Annotated in this window: 17 protein-coding genes; 10 read left to right on the top strand and 7 right to left on the bottom strand. The window is 71.1% G+C overall.

Translation table 11 applies throughout. The annotated features are described in order from the left end of the window. The first annotated feature begins 3 nt into the window (after window positions 1–3). The gene (locus tag ACFXJ5_RS23065) at window positions 4–732 is read left to right on the top strand and encodes an SDR family NAD(P)-dependent oxidoreductase (RefSeq protein WP_384634051.1); all 729 of its coding nucleotides are present in this window, start codon (window positions 4–6) and stop codon (window positions 730–732) included. Here the strand turns inward: ACFXJ5_RS23065 and ACFXJ5_RS23060 are convergent. The 3 genes from ACFXJ5_RS23060 to ACFXJ5_RS23050 are packed head-to-tail and all read right to left on the bottom strand — an operon-like array spanning window position 704 to window position 2,317. Next, a complete protein-coding gene (locus tag ACFXJ5_RS23060; protein ID WP_384634049.1) occupies window positions 704–1,183 on the bottom strand; it encodes a Clp protease N-terminal domain-containing protein in 480 nt (159 codons plus the stop codon). The genes ACFXJ5_RS23065 and ACFXJ5_RS23060 overlap by 29 nt on opposite strands. 9 nt (window positions 1,184–1,192) lie before the next feature. Further along, on the bottom strand, window positions 1,193–1,396 hold the full coding sequence (locus tag ACFXJ5_RS23055; protein WP_384634047.1) for a helix-turn-helix domain-containing protein: 204 nt from the start codon (window positions 1,394–1,396) through the stop codon (window positions 1,193–1,195). An 18-nt stretch (window positions 1,397–1,414) separates the two neighbouring features. After that, window positions 1,415–2,317 (bottom strand): LysR family transcriptional regulator, encoded by a 903-nt coding sequence (locus ACFXJ5_RS23050; RefSeq protein ID WP_384634045.1) that lies wholly within the window; start codon window positions 2,315–2,317, stop codon window positions 1,415–1,417. Between the two features lie 203 nt (window positions 2,318–2,520). Between ACFXJ5_RS23050 and ACFXJ5_RS23045 the strand changes: the two genes are divergently transcribed. Together ACFXJ5_RS23045 and ACFXJ5_RS23040 are read left to right on the top strand one after the other, a co-directional pair. After that, window positions 2,521–3,048: a DUF6817 domain-containing protein gene (locus ACFXJ5_RS23045; RefSeq protein WP_384634125.1), complete on the top strand. Its 528-nt coding sequence runs from the start codon at window positions 2,521–2,523 to the stop codon at window positions 3,046–3,048. Then, window positions 3,015–3,395: a VOC family protein gene (locus tag ACFXJ5_RS23040; RefSeq protein WP_384634043.1), complete on the top strand. Its 381-nt coding sequence runs from the start codon at window positions 3,015–3,017 to the stop codon at window positions 3,393–3,395. Before ACFXJ5_RS23045 ends, ACFXJ5_RS23040 begins: the two co-directional genes overlap by 34 nt. Here ACFXJ5_RS23040 and ACFXJ5_RS23035 read toward each other — a convergent pair. Further along, on the bottom strand, window positions 3,386–6,844 hold the full coding sequence (locus ACFXJ5_RS23035; protein WP_384634041.1) for an NACHT and WD repeat domain-containing protein: 3,459 nt from the start codon (window positions 6,842–6,844) through the stop codon (window positions 3,386–3,388). The genes ACFXJ5_RS23040 and ACFXJ5_RS23035 overlap by 10 nt on opposite strands. A gap of 19 nt (window positions 6,845–6,863) precedes the next feature. Continuing rightward, on the bottom strand, window positions 6,864–7,682 hold the full coding sequence (locus ACFXJ5_RS23030; RefSeq protein ID WP_384634038.1) for an NAD-dependent epimerase/dehydratase family protein: 819 nt from the start codon (window positions 7,680–7,682) through the stop codon (window positions 6,864–6,866). Between the two features lie 123 nt (window positions 7,683–7,805). On the opposite strand from ACFXJ5_RS23030, the gene ACFXJ5_RS23025 reads away from it, so the two are divergent. From ACFXJ5_RS23025 to ACFXJ5_RS22995, 7 genes are all read left to right on the top strand, one after another. After that, window positions 7,806–8,741, top strand: a complete 936-nt coding sequence (locus ACFXJ5_RS23025; RefSeq protein ID WP_384634035.1) for a 5-dehydro-4-deoxyglucarate dehydratase — start codon at window positions 7,806–7,808, stop codon at window positions 8,739–8,741. Next, the gene (locus ACFXJ5_RS23020; protein WP_384634033.1) at window positions 8,731–9,900 is read left to right on the top strand and encodes a hypothetical protein; all 1,170 of its coding nucleotides are present in this window, start codon (window positions 8,731–8,733) and stop codon (window positions 9,898–9,900) included. Before ACFXJ5_RS23025 ends, ACFXJ5_RS23020 begins: the two co-directional genes overlap by 11 nt. Window positions 9,901–10,319: 419 nt before the next feature. Beyond that, window positions 10,320–10,982: a GntR family transcriptional regulator gene (locus ACFXJ5_RS23015; protein ID WP_384634030.1), complete on the top strand. Its 663-nt coding sequence runs from the start codon at window positions 10,320–10,322 to the stop codon at window positions 10,980–10,982. Beyond that, complete coding sequence (locus ACFXJ5_RS23010) at window positions 10,979–11,896, top strand: dihydrodipicolinate synthase family protein (protein WP_384634027.1); 918 nt, start codon at window positions 10,979–10,981, stop codon at window positions 11,894–11,896. The genes ACFXJ5_RS23015 and ACFXJ5_RS23010 overlap by 4 nt, the downstream gene beginning before the upstream one ends. Before the next feature lie 19 nt (window positions 11,897–11,915). Next, entirely contained in the window at window positions 11,916–13,634 is a 1,719-nt protein-coding gene (araD, locus tag ACFXJ5_RS23005) for an L-arabinonate dehydratase (protein ID WP_384634023.1), read from the top strand. 75 nt (window positions 13,635–13,709) lie between these two features. Further along, window positions 13,710–14,858, top strand: coding sequence for a right-handed parallel beta-helix repeat-containing protein (locus tag ACFXJ5_RS23000; RefSeq protein WP_384634020.1), 1,149 nt, complete (start codon window positions 13,710–13,712; stop codon window positions 14,856–14,858). A 165-nt stretch (window positions 14,859–15,023) separates the two neighbouring features. Further along, the gene (locus ACFXJ5_RS22995; protein WP_384634017.1) at window positions 15,024–15,830 is read left to right on the top strand and encodes an HAD family acid phosphatase; all 807 of its coding nucleotides are present in this window, start codon (window positions 15,024–15,026) and stop codon (window positions 15,828–15,830) included. Between the two features lie 24 nt (window positions 15,831–15,854). On the opposite strand, the gene ACFXJ5_RS22990 is transcribed toward ACFXJ5_RS22995, so the two are convergent. Together ACFXJ5_RS22990 and ACFXJ5_RS22985 are read right to left on the bottom strand one after the other, a co-directional pair. Further along, window positions 15,855–16,700 carry a carbohydrate ABC transporter permease gene (locus ACFXJ5_RS22990; RefSeq protein ID WP_384634014.1) on the bottom strand — a complete coding sequence of 282 codons (846 nt, stop codon included), beginning with the start codon at window positions 16,698–16,700 and terminating at the stop codon, window positions 15,855–15,857. Beyond that, window positions 16,697–17,557, bottom strand: coding sequence for a carbohydrate ABC transporter permease (locus ACFXJ5_RS22985; protein WP_384634122.1), 861 nt, complete (start codon window positions 17,555–17,557; stop codon window positions 16,697–16,699). Before ACFXJ5_RS22985 ends, ACFXJ5_RS22990 begins: the two co-directional genes overlap by 4 nt. Between the last annotated feature and the right edge of the window lie 111 nt (window positions 17,558–17,668).

Below are 17,668 nucleotides of genomic sequence, written 5' to 3'. Positions count from 1 at the left end.
GAGATGTCGCGAATCGTGGTCATCAGCGGCGGCGGTACGGGCATCGGCCTCGCCGTCGCGGAGACTTTCGTACGTACCGGCGACCAGGTCGTCCTGATCGGCCGCCGCGAGGAGGTCCTGGACGCCGCCGCCGAGCGGCTCGGCGCCGGCGCTCTGGCTCTGCCCGCCGACCTCGCCGACGAGCAGGAGGCGGCCCGGGTCCGCGATCTGGTGGCCGAGCGGTACGGACGGGTGGATGTGCTGGTCAACAGCGCGGGCGGCAATGTCGTCCTCGGCGGCGGCGACCTGACCACGGCGGAGCTGTGGACCGAGAACTTCCGGGCCAACGTGCTGACCGCCGTCCTGCTGACGGAGGCCCTGCGGGGGCTGCTGGCCGACGGCGGCCGCGTGCTGCTGCTCAGCTCGATCGCCGCCGTCCGGGGCGGCGGCTCCGGCTCGTACGGTGCGGCCAAGGCGGCCCTGCACCCGTACGCGTACGACCTGGCCGCCGACCTGGGGCCGCGCGGGATCACGGTCAATGTCGTCGCGCCCGGCTTCGTCGACGAAACCGAGTTCTTCGGCGGCCGGATGAGCGACGAGCGCCGGCAGACCCTGGTCGGTCAGACCCTCAACGGCCGGGTCGGTGTCCCGGAGGACGTGGCCTCGCTGGCGCACTGGCTCGCCTCGCCGGGCGGGGCGCATGTGACCGCCCAGGTGTTGCAGGTCAACGGGGGTGCTGAGCGGGGCCGCTGAGCCGGCCGCGTACGGCCGCCGGGTCGATGCGCAGCGTACGCATCAACTCGGCTGCCGGATCGGGCCGTTCGCAGTCCAGGAGGGCGAGCAGCATGTGCTCGGGCGTGGTGCGTTTGCTGTGCGTCCGGACGGTTTCCTTGACGGCGCGTTCGATGACGGCCCGCGCGCCGGAGGTGAACGGGGTGCGCTTGCGCGAACCGGGAATGGCGGGCAGTTCGATGCCGCGTACGTCGATCCCGATCGCGGCGAGCGCTGCCTGGTCCAGTGCCCCCAGCGCGGCGCGTGCGGCCGTCAGGTCCACACCGAGCGCCCGGGTCGCCGCCGAGCCGGGGTCATGGAGCAGCCCGAGGAACAGGTGCTCGGTGCTGATCCGCCGGTCGCCGCGCTGGCGGGTCTCCTCGAGCGCCGACGTGACGGTGTCACGGGCGCCGGTGGCGAACTGCTTGAACATGTGCGGGCCTCACTTTCCGTATTTCGCGTGTACGGACTGCCGTGAGACGCCCAGGGCGTCCCCGATCTGTTCCCAGGACCAGCCCTGCTCCCTGGCGAGTGCCACGGAGGCCGTCTCGACCTGTTCGGCCAGCCGGTGCAGGGCGCTCACCGCGCGCAGGCCGACGGCGGGGTCGTTCGACCTGAGTCGTTCGTCGAGTTCTTCCGCATCCATGTTTGAGGCAGAGTTTTGTCAATCCAGACTGACAGGCGCTCGGTGCGCCAGGCTGTCCGCGATCGCGTCGGCGAACTCGCGGGCCGGCGGACTCAGGGCGTCCCACTGGCGGACCGCCCAGCCGGCGGAGAGCGGCGGGAGGACGGGGACCGGGAGGAGGCGGATGCCGCCGGCGGGGTCGAGGGCGGGGAGGGCGGGGACGAGGGCGTGGCCGAGGCCCAGTTCGGCCAGGAGGATGGCGGTGTCCCAGTCGGCGACGCTGGTGGTCGAGGTGAGCTGGATGCCCTGGCGGGAGAGGTGGTCCTCCAGGTGGCGGCGGGAGGTCGAGTTCTCCGGGAGCTGGATGTGCCGGATGTCGGCCAGGTCGGCGGGGCCGAGGGTGCCGCGGCTCGCGAGTGGATCGTCGGCCCGGACGACGAGGACCCAGGGGAGTTCGATGACCGGCCGCTGTTCGGTGCCGCGGATCGGGGCGCCGATGGTGATCCAGGCGAGGTCGGCCTCGTTCGCGGTGAGGGCGTCGAAGCAGCTGCGGCTGGAGTTCTCGGTCTGGAACTCCAGGCTGACCTCGGGGAAGCGCTGCCGGAAGGCCACCACGGCGTCCGACATGAAGTGCCGCACGGTGGTCGCGCCGGTGGTGATCCGGACGGTGCCGCCGCCTCCGTCCCGCAGATCGCGAAGCTCGGCCAGCGCCAGGTCGATGCCGCCGATGCCGGCGGCGGCAGCCGCGTACAGGACGCGGCCCGCGTGGGTGGGGGCGACGCCGCGCGGCCGGCGCTCCAGAAGGCTCAGGCCCAGCTCGCGTTCGAGCCGCTTGACGTGCTGGCTGACGGCCGACTGGCTGCAGGTCAGCGTACGGGCGACGGCGCTGAGGCTGCCCGCCTCGCATACGGCGGTGAAGACGCGAAGGTCGTCGAGAGTCATAACTCCCAAGCTAGAGCTTGGAGTTGGCGAAGAAAACCCGATGATTGACTTGGGCGTCGGCCGCCGCGCATGATCTACCCAGGGCCTGGGCCCCGGCCGCGGCGGCAACCCGTCCGCTGACTCGCGAACACCGGACGGGTGCCGACCGACCCCGCCCGCTGACGGAGGGATGTGCCGCCGTGGAGGAGGAAGCCGCCGGCTTCATGCGAACGCTCGGCGCCGGGGAGATCGCCCACCCCGGCGGCACGCTGCTGGACCACCTGCTCCGCGTACGCGGCCTGCTCGCCGCCTGGGGTGCCCGCCCCGAGCTGCGGCTGGCCGGCCTCTGCCACGCCACGTACGGCACCGACGGCTTCCCGACCTCCCTGCTGCCGCTCGGCCGCCGCGCCGAGCTGACCGCCGTCATCGGCGCCGGGGCCGAGCAGCTGGTGTACGACTACGCGAGCTGCGACCGCGAAACGACCTACGCCCGTCTGGCGGACGACGACGCGGTCTTCCACGACCGCTTCACCGGCCGTACGTTTGTGCCGTCCCCCTCCCTCCGGCGTGACTTCGCCGAGCTGACGGCGGCGAACGAGCTCGACCTCGTCCTCACCAACCCCGACGTCGCCGACCGGTGGGGCGCGGGTCTGCTGCGGCTCCTGACCCGGTTCCGGCCCCTGTTCAGCGATTCCGCCTGGAAGGAGTGTCTGACGGCATGCGGATCGACCGGCTCGACCACCTCGTCCTGACCGTCGCCGACATCCAGGCCACGATCGGGTTCTACTCCCGCGTCCTCGGTATGGAGCCGGTGACCTTCGGCGACGGCCGCCGCGCCCTCGCCTTCGGCGACAGCAAGATCAACCTCCACCAGGTCGGCCATGAGCTCGACCCCAAGGCCCGCCGTCCCACCCGCGGCAGCGCCGACCTGTGCTTCATCGTCCGTACGCCCCTGGAACAGGTGCTCGCCGAGCTCATCAGCAAGGGCATCCGGGTCGAGGAGGGCCCGGTGAAGCGCACCGGCGCGCTGGGGCCCATCCAGAGCGTGTATCTGCGCGACCCGGACGGGAATCTGATCGAGATCAGCACTTACGACTGAGGCTGTTCCGGCAGCAGGTACGCGCGCCGTTCGTCGGGGGTCAGCTCACGGAAGACCCGGGAGCGGGCCCGGCGCAGCAGCGCGTCCAGGTCCGGACCCGCGGGCTCCCAGATGCGTACGGTCCGGTCGCGGCAGGCGGTGGCCAGGCGCGTGCCGTCCGGGTGCCAGGACAGGCCGTTCACCCAGTCGTCGTGGACGCCCAGCACGGCTATCTGGGTGGCGGCGTCGGGGTCCCACAGGCGCACGGTGCGGTCCCGGGAGACGGAGGCGATGCGGGTGCCGTCGGGGGACCAGGCCACGCCCTGGACCCGGTCCTCGTGGCCGGTGAGGACGGCGAGCTGGGTGCCTTCGCAGGGGTCCCAGAGGCGGATCGTGAAGTCGCGGGAGCCGGTGACGAGGCGGCGGCCGTCGGGGGACCAGTGGACCTTCCAGGCGTAGTCCTCGTGGCCGTGGAGAGTGGCGGCCACCGTGCCGTCCGTGGTGTCCCAGACCATGACCGTCCGGTCGGTGCCGGATGTGGCCAGGTGATGGCTGTCGGGGGACCAGGCCGCGCCGCCGATCCAGTCCCCGTGGCCGTGCAGGATGTGCAGGACGGCACCGGTGACGGCGTCCCAGACACGGGCCGTGCTGTCGCGGGAGACGGTGGCGATGCGGGTGCCGTCGGGGGACCAGGAGACGTTGGACAGTTCGTCGGTGTGGCCGGTCAGCATCATGCCCTCGCCTTCCCCGTCGGTGTGCCATATGACGGCTGCGCCGTCCCGGAGTGCGGCGACCACCCGGGTGCCGTCCGGTGCCCAGGCCACGTCGGCCACTTCGCCGTCGCAGCCCAGCACGCGGACGGCGCGTCCGGTGGCGGCGTCCCAGATCCGTACGGTGCCGTCCTGGGAGGCGGAGGCGATGCGGGTGCCGTCGGGCGACCAGGCGGCGTGCCAGACCGAGTCGTCGTGGCCGTACAGGACGTCCGCCCGTTCGGTGATGTCCCAGATGGCCACGGTCCGGTCGCGGGAGCCGGTGGCCAGCGACCTCCCGTTGGGCGACCAGGCGATGCTGTACAGCAGGTCGGTGTGCCCGGTCAGCCAGATCTGGCCGCCCGCGCCGTCGATGTCCCAGATCCGGGCCGTACGGACTTCGTCGCCGGCGGCGAGTCGTTTGCCGTCCGGCGACCAGGCCAGGCAGTTGAGTACGTCCATGCTCTGCAGCGCCTGCGCCACCGTCCAGGTGCCGGTGTCCCAGATCCGAACCATGCGGTCGTCGGAGGCCGAGGCAAGTCGGCGCCCGTCGGGCGACCAGCGGACGGACTCGACCGTGCCCTGATGGCCGGTGAGCACGCTGAGTGTCGCTCCGGTCGCCGGGTCCCAGACCCGGACCGTACGGTCCTGGCCCGCGCTGGCCACCTTCTTGCCGTCGGGCGACCACGTCACGCTCCACGCCATGCGCTCGTGGCCTCGCAGTACGGCGACTTCGGTGTAGGTGCCGGCGTCCCAGAGCCGCAGGGCGCAGTCGCCGCCGACGGACGCGATGCGGCTGCCGTCGGGCGACCAGGCGACGCCACCGATGCCCTCCGCACGGTCGCCGGCCGGCACCATGTGGTGGAGGACGGCCACTTCCGCCCAGGTGCCGGTGTCCCAGACGCGCAGGGTGTCGTCGCGGGAGCCGCAGGCGAGCCGCCGACCGTCCGGTGACCACGCCAGGCAGAGCATCCACTCGCCGCCTCCGGTGACAGAGACGGGATCGGCGTCGAGCCCGGGGCCCCAGATGCGTACCGTCCCGTCGTCCGACGCCGCGGCCAGTGAGTCGCCGTCGGGTGACCAGGCGACCGCCAGGACCCGCCGCTGGAAGCCCCGCAACACCCTGCGCAGTCGCGATGCGCCCAGCGCCGTGTGCAGTGCCTGCACCGCGCCCCGCGTCGCGCCGCACTCCTCGATCGCCGTGAGCGCGGCGAGCATCGCCAACTCCGGCTCGCGTCCGGCGCTTTCGAGTACCCGTACGGCCACCGCGTCGGCCGTACGGGCCAGTGCCACGCGGTCCAGCCGCATCGACCGCTCCACGAACTCCGCGACCAGCGGCACACTCCCGTCCTCCGCCAGCCACTCCCGGGCCACCGCCAGCCGCTCACCGCTCAGCAGATACGAGTCCGCGCGGTCGGCGTGCTCCCAGTCCTGCGCCCAGCGCTCCAGTTCGGTCCGCCGGCGCAGCTCCTCGGCTCGCGCCTCGACCGCCCGCCGCAGCGGCGGCCACTGCCGGAACAGGGCCTCGTGGGCCACGTCGAGCACGCCGCCGTCGCCGGTGAGGAGACGACCGGCGACGAAGGCGTCGGCGACTTCCTGCTCGGCGGCCGACAGGTCGGCACGGGGGACCCGGCGGCGGGTCGGCTCGTTGCGGTCGACGGTGACGAACTTGAGCAGGGTGGGGATGACCGGCGCGTCGGTGAGCTCGGCGCTGATCCGGTCCGCCCGGTCGGAGAGGGCGCCGGCGACGCCGCCCAGGGCCCGGTAGGCCTCGTCGGTGACCGTGCCGCCGGAGCCGCCGACGCGGAGGTAGAGCTCCTGCAGCGTATAGGCGAGCAGCGGGAGCGCGTCGCCGCCGCCGCAGTCGTCGACCATGCGGGCGACGACGCCGGGGGCGAAGGCCAGGCCGGCCTGCTCGGCGGGCTGTCGGATGACCTCGTGGAGCTGGTCGCGGCCCAGGACGCCGATGACGGAGGGCTGGCGGACGAGGTCGGCGAAGCCGGAGTCGAGGAGGTCGGTCAGGAAGTCGGAGCGCAGGGTGGCCACGATCCACAGCCGGGGGTCGGCGCCGAGCGCGTCGCGTACGCAGGTGAGAAAGGCGGCTCGCTCCTCCGGGCCCGACAGGGTGAGGAGTTCCTCCAGCTGGTCGACGACCAGCAGTGCCGGCCGTACGCCGGCGGGGAGTTGGCCCAGGGAGCGTACGAGCCCGGCGCCCGGGTCCGTGCCCGGCTGGAGAACCGGGCCGGTCGCCCACCGGCCGCGCCGCCGGGCGAGGGCGGGCAGCAGGCCGGCCCGTACGAGGGAGGACTTTCCGCTGCCGGAGGGGCCGAGGACGGTGACGAAGCGGTGGGCGCGGGCGGGGACGGCCGGGTGGAGCCGGTCGACGAGTTCGGTGATCTCCCGGTCGCGGCCGAAGAACACGGCGGCGTCCTGCTCGGTGAAGGCTTCGAGGCCGGGATAGGGCGGCTGGTCGGAATCCCAGACGCGGCGCGGGGGCAGCGGGCGGTCCAGGTAGGACAGCCAGACCTGGCCGACGACCAGCGCGACCAGCGCGACGCCCACCAGCGGGACCGACCAGTCGCGCAGCAGCCGCAGGGCGAGCGGCACGTGGTCGGTCTCGCCCGTGGCGTAGTTCGTGGCGATGCCGAGCAGGGCTCCGGTCAGCATGAGGAGCACGTCGAGCGCGAGCTTGAGCGTGCGGCGTCGGTCCACGGAAACCATGGATCGACAACTTATCCCGTCAGTGCGGCCAGATCGGCGGGCGTGTCGTGAAGTGGCCGCCCATGCGGGCGGTTTCGGGGTCGTCCGGGTCGAGTTCGCCGTGCTTCGCGACGAGTTCGGCGGCGTACGGCTCGGAGTCGTCCTGCGGCTCGTATCCGAGGGCCCGGGCCGGGGCCAGGTCCCACCACACGCGGGTGTTGGCCGAACTGCCGTAGACGACGGTGTGCCTGACGTCGTCCGCGGTGAGGGCGGCGTGGATGAGGCGGGCGCCGTCGGCGGGGCTCAGCCAGAAGGAGAGCATGCGCACGGAGGTGGGCTCGGGGAAGCAGGAGCCGATGCGCAGCGAGACGGTCTCCAGGCCGTGCTTGTCCCAGTAGAACTGGGCGAGGTCCTCGCCGAAGGACTTGGAGAGGCCGTAGAAGGTGTCGGGGCGGTGCGGGGTGCCGACCGGGACCAGCGGGTCGTCACCCAGGGGGCGGGGGGTGAAGCCGATGGCGTGGTTGCTGGAGGCGAAGACGACGCGGTCGATGCCCTCCTCGCGCGCGGCCTCGTAGAGGTTGTACGTGCCCCGGATGTTGGCGTGCAGGATCTTCTCGAAGGTCGATTCCAGGGAGATGCCCGCGAGATGCACGATCGCGTCCACGCCCCGGACGGCCTCGCGCAGGACGTCGGCGTCGGCCGGGTCGCCGAGGTCGGCGGTGATCGCGTCGGGGGCGCCTTCGACCGGGACGAGGTCGAGGAGTCGCAGCTCGTAGCCGTACTTGGGGAGCAGCTCGCGCATCAGAGTGCCCACGCCGCCGGCGGCGCCGGTGAGCAGGATGGTGCGGGGAGCGGGCATGACGCGTTCTCCTTGAGCCGAGGGCGATGGGCGAGGGGTGGTGCTGTGCTTGACCCTGCTGGGGCGCTCCCTTAGCGTAACCATGTTCACGGATATGGACAATAATCAGATGGGTGCACCGTAATGACCTCTGTCGCTGCACTGGCCCAGCGCCTGGACGGCTTGCTCTTCTTCCCCGTGACGGCCTTCCGTCCGGACGGCTCCCTGGACCTGGACACCTTCCGTGCCCACGTACGCGACGGGATCGACGCGGGTGCGGCGGCGGTCTTCGCATGCTGCGGCACGGGCGAGTTCCACGCCCTGACCCCCGAGGAGTTCGGCCTGTGCGTCGAGGCCGCGGTCGCCGAGGCGGCCGGACGGGTGCCCGTCGTCGCCGGAGCGGGATACGGGACCGCGCTGGCCCTGCGGTACGCGCGGATCGCCGAGGAGGCGGGTGCCGACGGGCTGCTCGCGATGCCGCCCTACCTCGTCGTGCCCGACCAGGCGGGACTGCTGCGGCACTACGCGGCACTCGCCGCCGGGACCGGTCTCGAGCTCATCGTCTACCAGCGCGACAACGCCGTCTTCACCCCGGAGACCGTGATCGAGCTGGCGAAGATCCCCAACATCATCGGCCTCAAGGACGGCGTCGGCGACCTCGACCTGATGCAGCGCATCGTCAGCGCGGTGCGTTCCGGACTGCCCGGCCAGGACTTCCTGTTCTTCAACGGACTGCCCACCGCCGAACTCACCGGGCTCGCCTACCGGGGCATCGGCGTCCGGCTCTACTCCTCCGCCGTCTTCTGCTTCGCCCCCGAGATCGCCCTCGCCTTCCACGCCGCGCTCGACGCCGGGGACGACGACACGGTCAACCGGCTGATCGACGGCTTCTACCGGCCGCTCGTCGAACTCCGGCACCAGGGGCGCAGCTACGCCGTCTCGCTGGTCAAGGCCGGCGTACGGCTGCGCGGCCTCGACGTCGGCGAAGTGCGGCCGCCGCTGTCCGAACCGCTCCCCGCGCACGTCAAGGAGCTGGCCGAACTGATCGAGCGCGGACGGGCGTTGCTCGGTGACCACTGACCTCAAGGCATCCGCCTTCGTCTATCCCTGGGACGTCATCGGCGACCCCGACGCGCCCCAGCGCCTCGCCGACCTCGGCATCGGCCAGGTCACGCTGGCCTCCGCCTACCACTCCACCCGCGCCCTCACCCCCCGCCATCCCCGGCACCGGATCGTCACCGCCCGGCACGCGGCCGTCCTCTACCCGCCCTCCGAGCGGCGCTGGGCCGGCCGCGCCCTGCGGCCCTACGCGCAGGACTGGGTGCCGTCCCCCGACGCGTACGGCTCGGCCGCCGAGGCGCTGGCCGACGCCGGGCTGTCCGTCCACTCATGGGTGGTCCTGGCCCACAACTCCCGCCTGGGCGACGACTTTCCGCGTACGTCCGTGGTCAACGCCTACGGCGACCGCTACCCCTGGGCCCCCTGCATCGCCCAGCCCGAGTTCCGCGCCTACGCCACCGCGCTGGCCGCCGAGGCCGCCGTCCGCCCCGGCGCGGCCGGCACGGAGCTGGAGTCCTGCGGCTGGTACGGCCTCGCCCACCTGCACGCCCACGACAAGGTGGGCGGCGTCCCACTGGGCGCTGCCGCGCAGTACCTGATGTCGCTGTGCTTCTGCCCCGCCTGTGCCGAAGGCTACGCCGGCCTCGGCGCCGACCCCGACGACCTGCGGGCCGCCGTCCGGGCCGCGCTGGCGCCGGTGTGGGCGGGGGAGTGGACGGCGGGTCCCGACGAATGGGCCGACGTCGAGAAGCTGTTCGGCGCGGACCTTGCCGGGGCGACGCTTTCGTGGCGGGGCGAGGTGGCCCGTACGTTCCAGCGGGACGCGATCCGCGCTGTGCGCGACGAGGCGCCCGACGGCTTCCGGGTCCTCCTCCACGCCGACCCCGCCCTCCACCGCACCGGCGCCAACGTCGGCGTCGACCCGGCGCACATCCTCGCCCACGCCGACGGCCTCGTCCTCCCCGGCACGGCCGGCCTCCCCGCCTGCACCCCCCACCGCCGCCCCGGCACCGTCCTCGCCGCCAACTTCCCCGTCGTCACCGGCATGGGCGGCAGCCCCGGCACGCTCGCCGCCGACGCCGCGCGGGCCGCTGCGCTCGGCGCGACGGAGCTGCGGCTCTACCATGCCGGGCTTGCGTCGGACGCGGACTTGGCGGCGGTGCGGTTCGCTCTGCGGTGACCGGGGGGCGGCGGTGCGCCCTGCGGCGGGGGCGCGTTCGGTTCGTGGGTGGGTCGGGGGCGTGTCGGGGTGGGTCCTATGAGACAGCTATCCTCGCCCGCCCTGTTCCTCGCTCGCTCGGAACTGGGCGTTCTGCGTCGCCTTAGCGTCTCTACGGACCCACCCCGCCCCACCCCCTCCGGCCCGATGGCGGCTGCGGGTTGGTGGGGGTTGTGTCCGGCAGGCCCTGTCACTGGCCCGGACCACGCGTCCCTGCCACCCGGCACCCCGGGCCATGGAGGGGGGCGGTATGGGCCCGGGGTGCCGGGTGCCCCCAACGTCCGCGCCGGGGAAGTTGTTCGGGGCATTGACGCAGTGCCGGGGCGGGCCTAATTTCGTCGTCGTACTTCGTACGTCATATATGAGATCTGAGAGCTGCCATGGACCTGCTGGCCGGCGCCGCGCCGACCCCCATTCCGTCCCGCACGCAGTACGTGCTGGAGACGATCAAGCACGGGATACTCACCGGCCGGTTGAAGCCGGGGCAGGCGCTGGTCGAGACGGAGTTGGCCGGGCAGTTGGGGGTGTCGAAGACGCCGGTGCGGGAGGCGCTGAAGACGTTGGCGGGGACGGGGCTGGTGGTGATGAGCCAGTACAAGGGCGTGACGGTGCGGACGGTGGACGCGGAGATGGCTCGGCAGGTGTACGACGTGCGGTTGCTGCTGGAGCCGGAGGCGCTCCGGCGGACGGTGACGCAGCGGGCGTCGCTGGACGCGGCGCGGGACGCGCTGGTGCGGGCGGACGGGGCGGGGGACCGGGCGGATCGGTCGCTGGCGAACCGGGACTTTCACAGGGCGCTGTATGTGCCGTGCGGGAACCCGTTGTTGGCGCGGATGCTCGATGACGTACGGGACCAGGCCGCACTGGTGTCGGCGGTGGTGTGGCAGGCGATGCCGTCGTGGGAGCAGGAGGCGAACGAGCACCGGGAGATCCTGGCGCGGGCGCTGGACGGCGACGCGGAGGGCGCGGCGGGGCTGCTGCACGAGCACATCGCGAGCTTCGTGGCCCGGGCCTTTCCGGAGGAGAGCAGCGGCACCCCATGAGCGTGCGCAGGTCATTCGCGGAGCAGTCGTCAGCGCTCGCCGAGGTCGTGGCGATACCGGTGACCCCGTTCGACGCCGGGGGCGGCGTGGACCGGGTCGCCTACCGGGCGCTGCTGCGCAGGCTGCTCGACGCGGGCGTGCGGACGGTCACGCCGAACGGCAACACGGGGGAGTTCTACGCGCTGGAGCCGGACGAGCGGCGGCTGGTCGTCGAGTTGACGATGGCCGAGGCGGCTCCGGACACCCAGGTGATCGTGGGGGTGGGGCACGACGTGCCGAGCGCGATCGCCGCCGCGCGGCACGCGGGTGGGGCGGGGGCACAGACGGTGATGGTGCATCAGCCGATCCACCCGTACGTCTCGCCGGACGGCTGGGTGGACTACCACCGGGCCATCGCGGAGGCCGTGCCGGAGCTGGGCGTGGTGCCGTACGTACGCAATGCGCTGCTGGGCGGTGAGGTGATCGGCCGGCTGGGGGAGCTGTGCCCGAACGTGATCGGCGTGAAGTACGCGGTGCCGGACGCGGCGCGCTTCGCGGCGGTGGCGCGGGACGCGGGGCTCGACCGGTTCACGTGGGTGGCGGGGCTGGCGGAGCTGTACGCGCCCTCGTACTGGGCGGTCGGGGCGACGGGCTTCACGTCGGGGTTGGTGAACGTGGCCCCGAGGGTGTCGCTGGAGATGCTGCGGGCGCTGCGGGACGGGGACTACGCGGCCGCGATGAAGGTATGGGAGCAGATCCGGGAGTTCGAGGACCTGCGGGCGGAGCGGCAGTCGGCGAACAACGTGTCGGTGGTGAAGGAGGCGCTGGCGGCGCAGGGGCGGTGCCGGCGCGACGTACGGCCGCCGAGCCGGGTCCTGGAGGACGCACAGCGTGAGCGGGTGGCGGCCCTGATCACCGGCTGGGATCTGTCGTAGGACGAAAGAAGGCCTGTCCATGAAGAAGCCGGAAGAGCTGCGCAGCCACGCGTGGTACGGGACCGACGGCCTGCGCTCGTTCAGCCACCGGGCCCGCACCCGGCAGCTCGGCTATCTGCCGGAGGAGCACCTGGGCAAGCCGGTGATCGCGGTCCTCAACACGTGGAGCGACATCAACCCCTGCCACGTCCATCTGCGGGAGCGGGCGCAGGCGGTCAAGCGCGGGGTGTGGCAGGCGGGCGGCTTCCCGCTGGAGTTCCCGGTGTCGACGCTGTCGGAGACGTATCAGAAGCCGACGCCGATGCTGTACCGGAACCTGCTGGCGATGGAGACCGAGGAGCTGCTGCGGTCCTACCCGGTCGACGGCGCGGTGCTGATGGGCGGCTGCGACAAGTCGACGCCCGCGCTGCTGATGGGCGCGGCCAGCGTGGACCTGCCCACGGTCTTCGTGCCGGCCGGGCCGATGCTGCCGGGGCACTGGCGCGACGAAGTCCTCGGCTCCGGTACCGACATGTGGAAGTACTGGGACGACAAGCGCGCCGGGCTGATCGGCGACTGCGAGCTCGGCGAGCTGGAGAGCGGCCTCGCCAGGTCCCCCGGGCACTGCATGACCATGGGGACGGCATCCACGCTGACCGCCGCCGCCGAGGTGCTGGGCGTCACGGTGCCGGGGGCCTCGTCCATACCGGCCGTCGACTCCGGGCACGAGCGGATGGCGGCGGCGTCGGGGCTGCGAATCGTCGAACTCGTATGGCAGGACCTGAGGTTGTCGCGGATCCTGACCCGGGAGGCGTACGAGGACGCGGTCGCCACCGTGCTCGCGCTCGGCGGGTCGACCAATGCCGTGATCCACCTGATCGCGATGGCCGGGCGGTCCGGCGTCAGCCTCACACTGGACGACTTCGACCGCATCGCCCGTACGGTCCCGGTGCTGGCGAATCTGCGGCCCGGTGGCCGATATCTGATGGAGGACTTCCACTTCGCGGGCGGACTCCCCGGATTCCTGGCGCAGTTGAAGGACCGTCTGCACCTGGACCGGCCGACCGTCTCGTACGGAACGCTGCGGGAGCAGATCAGCGGCGCCCTGGTGCACAACGACGACGTCATCCGCACCCCGCAGAACCCTCTGGCCGAGGAGGGCGGCGTCGCCGTGCTGCGCGGCAACCTCTGCCCCGACGGAGCCGTCATCAAGCACATCGCCGCCGAGCCGCAGCTGCTCGAACACACCGGCCCGGCGGTGGTCTTCGACGACTACCGGACGATGCAGGCCACCATCAACGACCCGGGCCTCGGCATCACCGAGGACACCGTCCTGGTGCTGCGCGGCTCCGGCCCGCTCGGCGGCCCGGGGATGCCCGAGTACGGGATGCTGCCGATCCCGGACCACCTCCTGAAGAAGGGGGTGCGGGACATGGTGCGGATCTCCGACGCCCGTATGAGCGGCACGAGTTACGGCGCGTGCGTGCTGCACATCGCCCCCGAGTCGTACGTCGGCGGCCCGCTCGCCCTCGTACGCACCGGGGATCTCATCACCCTCGACGTCGAGGCGCGCACCCTGCGCCTGGAGGTCGACGACGCGGAGCTGGAGCGCCGCCGCGCGCAGTGGCAGGCCCCGCCGCCCCGTTACGGGCGCGGCTACGGCGCGCTCTACCAGGAGCAGATCACGCAGGCCGACACCGGTTGCGATTTCCGCTTCCTGGCCAGGTCCGGCGAAGTGCCCGAGCCCTACGCGGGCTGAGCCCGGCCCGGCAACCTTTAGAGGGCCCGGCGGCGACAAAGGGGTGTTTCACCAACCCCGAAAGGAACCACCCCCGTGACACGCATCGCCGGACGCCACCGCAAGAACCACACGCTGCCGATCGCCGCCGCCCTGGTGGCGGTCGGCGGAGGGGTGGGGGTCTACCTCACCGTTCCGGCCGGAAACGCGCAGGCCGCCACCACCGTCACGGTCTCCACCACCGCGGCCCTGGAGAGCGCGGTCGCCAACGCCTCGGCCGGCACCACCATCCAGCTGCGCGCGGGCACGTACTACCCGACGAGCACCCTGAAGAGCACCGCCAGCGGCACCGCGAGCTCCCGGATCACCCTCACCGCGTACGGCGCGGAGAAGGTGAAGGTCGACGGCTCGAAGCTCCCCTCGGGCTCCTGGCTGGCCGGTATATACGGCAGTTACTGGACCGTGTCGGGCATCCAGTTCCAGAACTCCCCGGCGCAGGGCTTCGTGGTGACGTCCAGCACCGGCGGGATCTTCAAGAACCTCACCACCAACGGCAACGGCGACAGCGGTTTCACCCTGCGCGGCGACAACACCGTCGGCAACCTCATCCAGAACCTGGACTCGTACAACAACTACGACGCCGCCAACCACGGCCAGAACGCCGACGGACTGGCCATCAAGTTCGGCTCCGGCAGCGGCAACAAGGTCACCGGTGCCCGCCTCTACAACAACTCGGACGACGGCATGGACCTGTGGAAGTGGGCCACCCCGGTCACCATCGAGCACAGCTGGTCCTACGGCAACGGCAAGAACCGCTGGAGCGACACCGCCTTCGAGGGCAACGGCAACGGCTTCAAGCTCGGCGGCGGCGGCACCGTCACCGCGCACATCGTGAACAACAACGCCGCCTGGAACAACGCCTCCAACGGCTTCACCGAGAACAGCAACACCGGCGCGATCAACCTCAACCGCAACACCGCCTACGCCAACGCCGGGACCGGCTTCTACTTCGCCACCGGTGCCGCCCGCCTCGGCAGGAACCTCGCGGTCTCCAACACCGCCAAGTCGAAGCTGAGCGGCTCGACGGTCTCGGCCGGCAACAACTGGGACTCCGGGATCGCGACCCCGTCCTTCGTCTCCACCGACGCCGCCACGGCCTACGGTTCCCGCACGTCGAACGGCTCGCTCCCGGCAACGACCTTCCTGACCACGGGAAGCACGACCATCGGTTCCACCATGAACTGACCAAGGCGCACCCACGAATTTACATAACGGAATCACAAAGACCGTTGTGGGCCGCGATGTGATGCGCGTAGATAGGCGGTGACCTGGTGAGGGGGGCCCGAATCGGCCAGTGCCGGGTCATTTCCTGACCTCTTGGCCCCAACGGCCGGATCCGGAGACCCATTCATGCGCAGATCAGTGAGAGTGACGGCCATAGCCGCCGCCTGTGCCATCGCGGGCGGTGCCCTCTACGGCACCGGTGTCGCGGTCGCCGGCGACAACGGCAAGGTCACCGAGGCGAAGCACAGCAGCGAGCCGCACAACATCGGCAAGCTCGTCACCGAGATCGACACGTACTACGGCACCACCAAGGACGCCAACGGCGTCTACCAGGCCTCGCCGGACAGCGCCTACGCCAAGGACACCGCCAGTGTCCTGGACGAGGCGAAGAAGGACATCAAGCGCCTCGCCGCCAAGGACCTGAAGAAGGGCGAGAAGCCCGCGATCATCCTCGACGTCGACGACACGCTGCTGCTCAGCCTCGACTACGAGAAGAAGACGAACTACACGTACAACAGCACCACCTGGGCGGCCTACGTCGACCAGGCGGACCGCCCGGCGGTCCCCGGCATGACCGGTCTGGTCGACTACGCCAACTCCAAGGGCGTCGAGGTCTTCCTCCTCTCCGGCCTGGCCGAGGCGCAGCGCGGCTCGGCGGTGAAGAACCTCACCGCCGACGGCTACGACCTCAACCTCGCCACGGACCACGTGTTCCTCAAGAACAAGGCGGCCCCGCCGGCCTACCTGAGCAACTGCGCCACCGCCACCTCCTGGACCTGCACCACGGTGCAGTACAAGGCCGGCACCCGCGCGTACGTGGAGTCCCTGGGCTACGACATCATCGGCAACTTCGGTGACCAGTACTCGGACCTCGACGGCGGCTACGCCGACGAGACGTACAAGATCCCGAACCCGACGTACTTCGTCTCCTAGGAGGCAGCAGCGGTGCGCGGCGGCTCAGCCGCGCACCGCTCCCTCCGTCGCGCCGGCGATGAAACCACGGGCGAAGAGCGCGAAGACGAGGACCAGCGGGGCGGAGGCCATCAGGACGGCGGCCATCACCATGCTGTAGTCGGTGCCGTGCCCGATGTTGAGCTGGGCGAGGGCCACCTGGAGGGTGAGTTTGTCGGGGTTGTTGAGCACGATCAGCGGCCAGATGTAATCGTTCCACGCGCCGACGAAGGCGAAGATGCCCAGGAAGGACAGGGCGGGCCGCATCGTCGGGATCGCGACGTGCCAGTACTGCCGCAGAAATCCGCAGCCGTCCATGCGGGCGGCGTCGAGCAGTTCGTCGGGCAGGCCCGCGCTGATGTACTGCCGCAGCCAGAAGATGCCGAAGGCATTGGCCAGGGCAGGCGGGACGAGGGCCTTGAGCGAGCCGACCCAGCCGAAGTCCACCATGATCAGGTACTGCGGGATGATCGCCAGTTGGAGCGGCAGCATGAAGAAGCCGATGAGCAGGCCGAAGAGCCATTTACGGCCCGGGAAGTCGAACTTGGCGAAGGCGAAGGCCGCCAGCGAGTCGACCAGCAGCACCAGCAGCGTGGTGCCGATGGCGACCAGGACGGTGTTGAACATCGACCCGAAGAAGTCGACGGTGGCCAGCACGTGCCGGATGTTCTCCAGCAGATGGGAGCCGAAGGTCATCTTCGGTGGGCTGTGGTAGATGTCCCTGGTGGTGTTGGTCGCCATGACGATCGTCCAGTAGAACGGGAAGACCGACAGGAGGACGGCGGTGGCCAGGAGCAGGTGGGTGACGAGCCCTCGGGGTCGCCGGATCCGCTTCTTCGCTGCCGTGGTCATGCTTTCCTCCCTCGTTGTACGAGGCGCCAGTTGACGAGTACGAGCACCAGGATGAGCAGGAAGAACGTCCAGACGATCGCCGCGCCGTAGCCGAAGTCGTTGTTGGCGAAAGCGGACTGGTAGAAGTACAGCAAGGTGGTCAGGCCCGCCTGGCCGGGGCCGCCGAGGCTGGCGTTGGCGGCGTTGCTGCCGAAGAGGACCTGGGGCTCGCTGAAGCTCTGGAGACCGTTGATGGTCGAGATGATGACGGTGAACAGGATGATCGGGCGCAGGATCGGCACGGTGATCCGGAAGAAGGTGCGCACCGGGCCGGCGCCGTCGATCTTCGCGGCCTCGTAGACCTCGGTGGGAATCGACTGGAGACCGGCCAGATAGATGATCATGTTGTAGCCGGTCCACTGCCACGTCATCAGCAGCGCGATCACGACCTTGATGGTCCAGGGGTTGCTCAGCCACGGGACCTCGGGCAGTCCCATCATGTGCAGGATCGCGTTGACCAGGCCGAAGTTGTTGCTGAAGACCGCGCTGAAGAAGATCGCCACCGCCACGATGGAGGTGACGTTCGGCAGGAACAGGGCTATCCGGTAGAAGGCCTTGAAGCGCCGTACGGAGTTCAGCAGGGTGGCGAGGACCAGTGCCCCGAAGAGCGTGGGGACGGTGGAAAGCACCCAGATGGCCAGGGTGTTGCGGACTGACAGCCAGAAGACCGGGTCCTTGAGCAGGAAGCGGAACTGCTGGAGTCCGACGAACTGCATTTCCCCCATGCCGTCCCAGCGGTGGAACGCCAGGAAGAGCGAGTAGATCACCGGCCACAGCATGAACACCGTGAACACGATGTAGAACGGCGAGATCGCCACGTACTGCGGCCAGAAGGAGAGCGCCCGCCGCCCCCGGCCCCTCGGCGCCGCCGGGACGGTGCGCCGGTGCCGGAACCTGCCGGTGGCGGGCCGGGACGTCGGGGAGGCCGG

The sequence above is a fragment of the Streptomyces sp. NPDC059373 genome (genome assembly GCF_042751495.1).
Classification (GTDB): domain Bacteria; phylum Actinomycetota; class Actinomycetes; order Streptomycetales; family Streptomycetaceae; genus Actinacidiphila.
This window is presented reverse-complemented; position numbering and strand designations above follow the sequence as displayed.

Bases quoted from the DNA above. Each gene is read 5' to 3' on its own strand.
- ACFXJ5_RS23065 (WP_384634051.1), top strand. From the start codon at position 4: ATGTCGCGAATCGTGGTCATCAGCGGCGGCGGTACGGGCATCGGCCTC.
- ACFXJ5_RS23060 (WP_384634049.1), bottom strand. From the start codon at position 1,183: ATGTTCAAGCAGTTCGCCACCGGCGCCCGTGACACCGTCACGTCGGCG.
- ACFXJ5_RS23055 (WP_384634047.1), bottom strand. From the start codon at position 1,396: ATGGATGCGGAAGAACTCGACGAACGACTCAGGTCGAACGACCCCGCC.
- ACFXJ5_RS23050 (WP_384634045.1), bottom strand. From the start codon at position 2,317: ATGACTCTCGACGACCTTCGCGTCTTCACCGCCGTATGCGAGGCGGGC.
- ACFXJ5_RS23045 (WP_384634125.1), top strand. From the start codon at position 2,521: ATGCGAACGCTCGGCGCCGGGGAGATCGCCCACCCCGGCGGCACGCTG.
- ACFXJ5_RS23040 (WP_384634043.1), top strand. From the start codon at position 3,015: ATGCGGATCGACCGGCTCGACCACCTCGTCCTGACCGTCGCCGACATC.
- ACFXJ5_RS23035 (WP_384634041.1), bottom strand. From the start codon at position 6,844: ATGGTTTCCGTGGACCGACGCCGCACGCTCAAGCTCGCGCTCGACGTG.
- ACFXJ5_RS23030 (WP_384634038.1), bottom strand. From the start codon at position 7,682: ATGCCCGCTCCCCGCACCATCCTGCTCACCGGCGCCGCCGGCGGCGTG.
- ACFXJ5_RS23025 (WP_384634035.1), top strand. From the start codon at position 7,806: ATGACCTCTGTCGCTGCACTGGCCCAGCGCCTGGACGGCTTGCTCTTC.
- ACFXJ5_RS23015 (WP_384634030.1), top strand. From the start codon at position 10,320: ATGGACCTGCTGGCCGGCGCCGCGCCGACCCCCATTCCGTCCCGCACG.
- ACFXJ5_RS23010 (WP_384634027.1), top strand. From the start codon at position 10,979: ATGAGCGTGCGCAGGTCATTCGCGGAGCAGTCGTCAGCGCTCGCCGAG.
- araD (WP_384634023.1), top strand. From the start codon at position 11,916: ATGAAGAAGCCGGAAGAGCTGCGCAGCCACGCGTGGTACGGGACCGAC.
- ACFXJ5_RS22995 (WP_384634017.1), top strand. From the start codon at position 15,024: ATGCGCAGATCAGTGAGAGTGACGGCCATAGCCGCCGCCTGTGCCATC.
- ACFXJ5_RS22990 (WP_384634014.1), bottom strand. From the start codon at position 16,700: ATGACCACGGCAGCGAAGAAGCGGATCCGGCGACCCCGAGGGCTCGTC.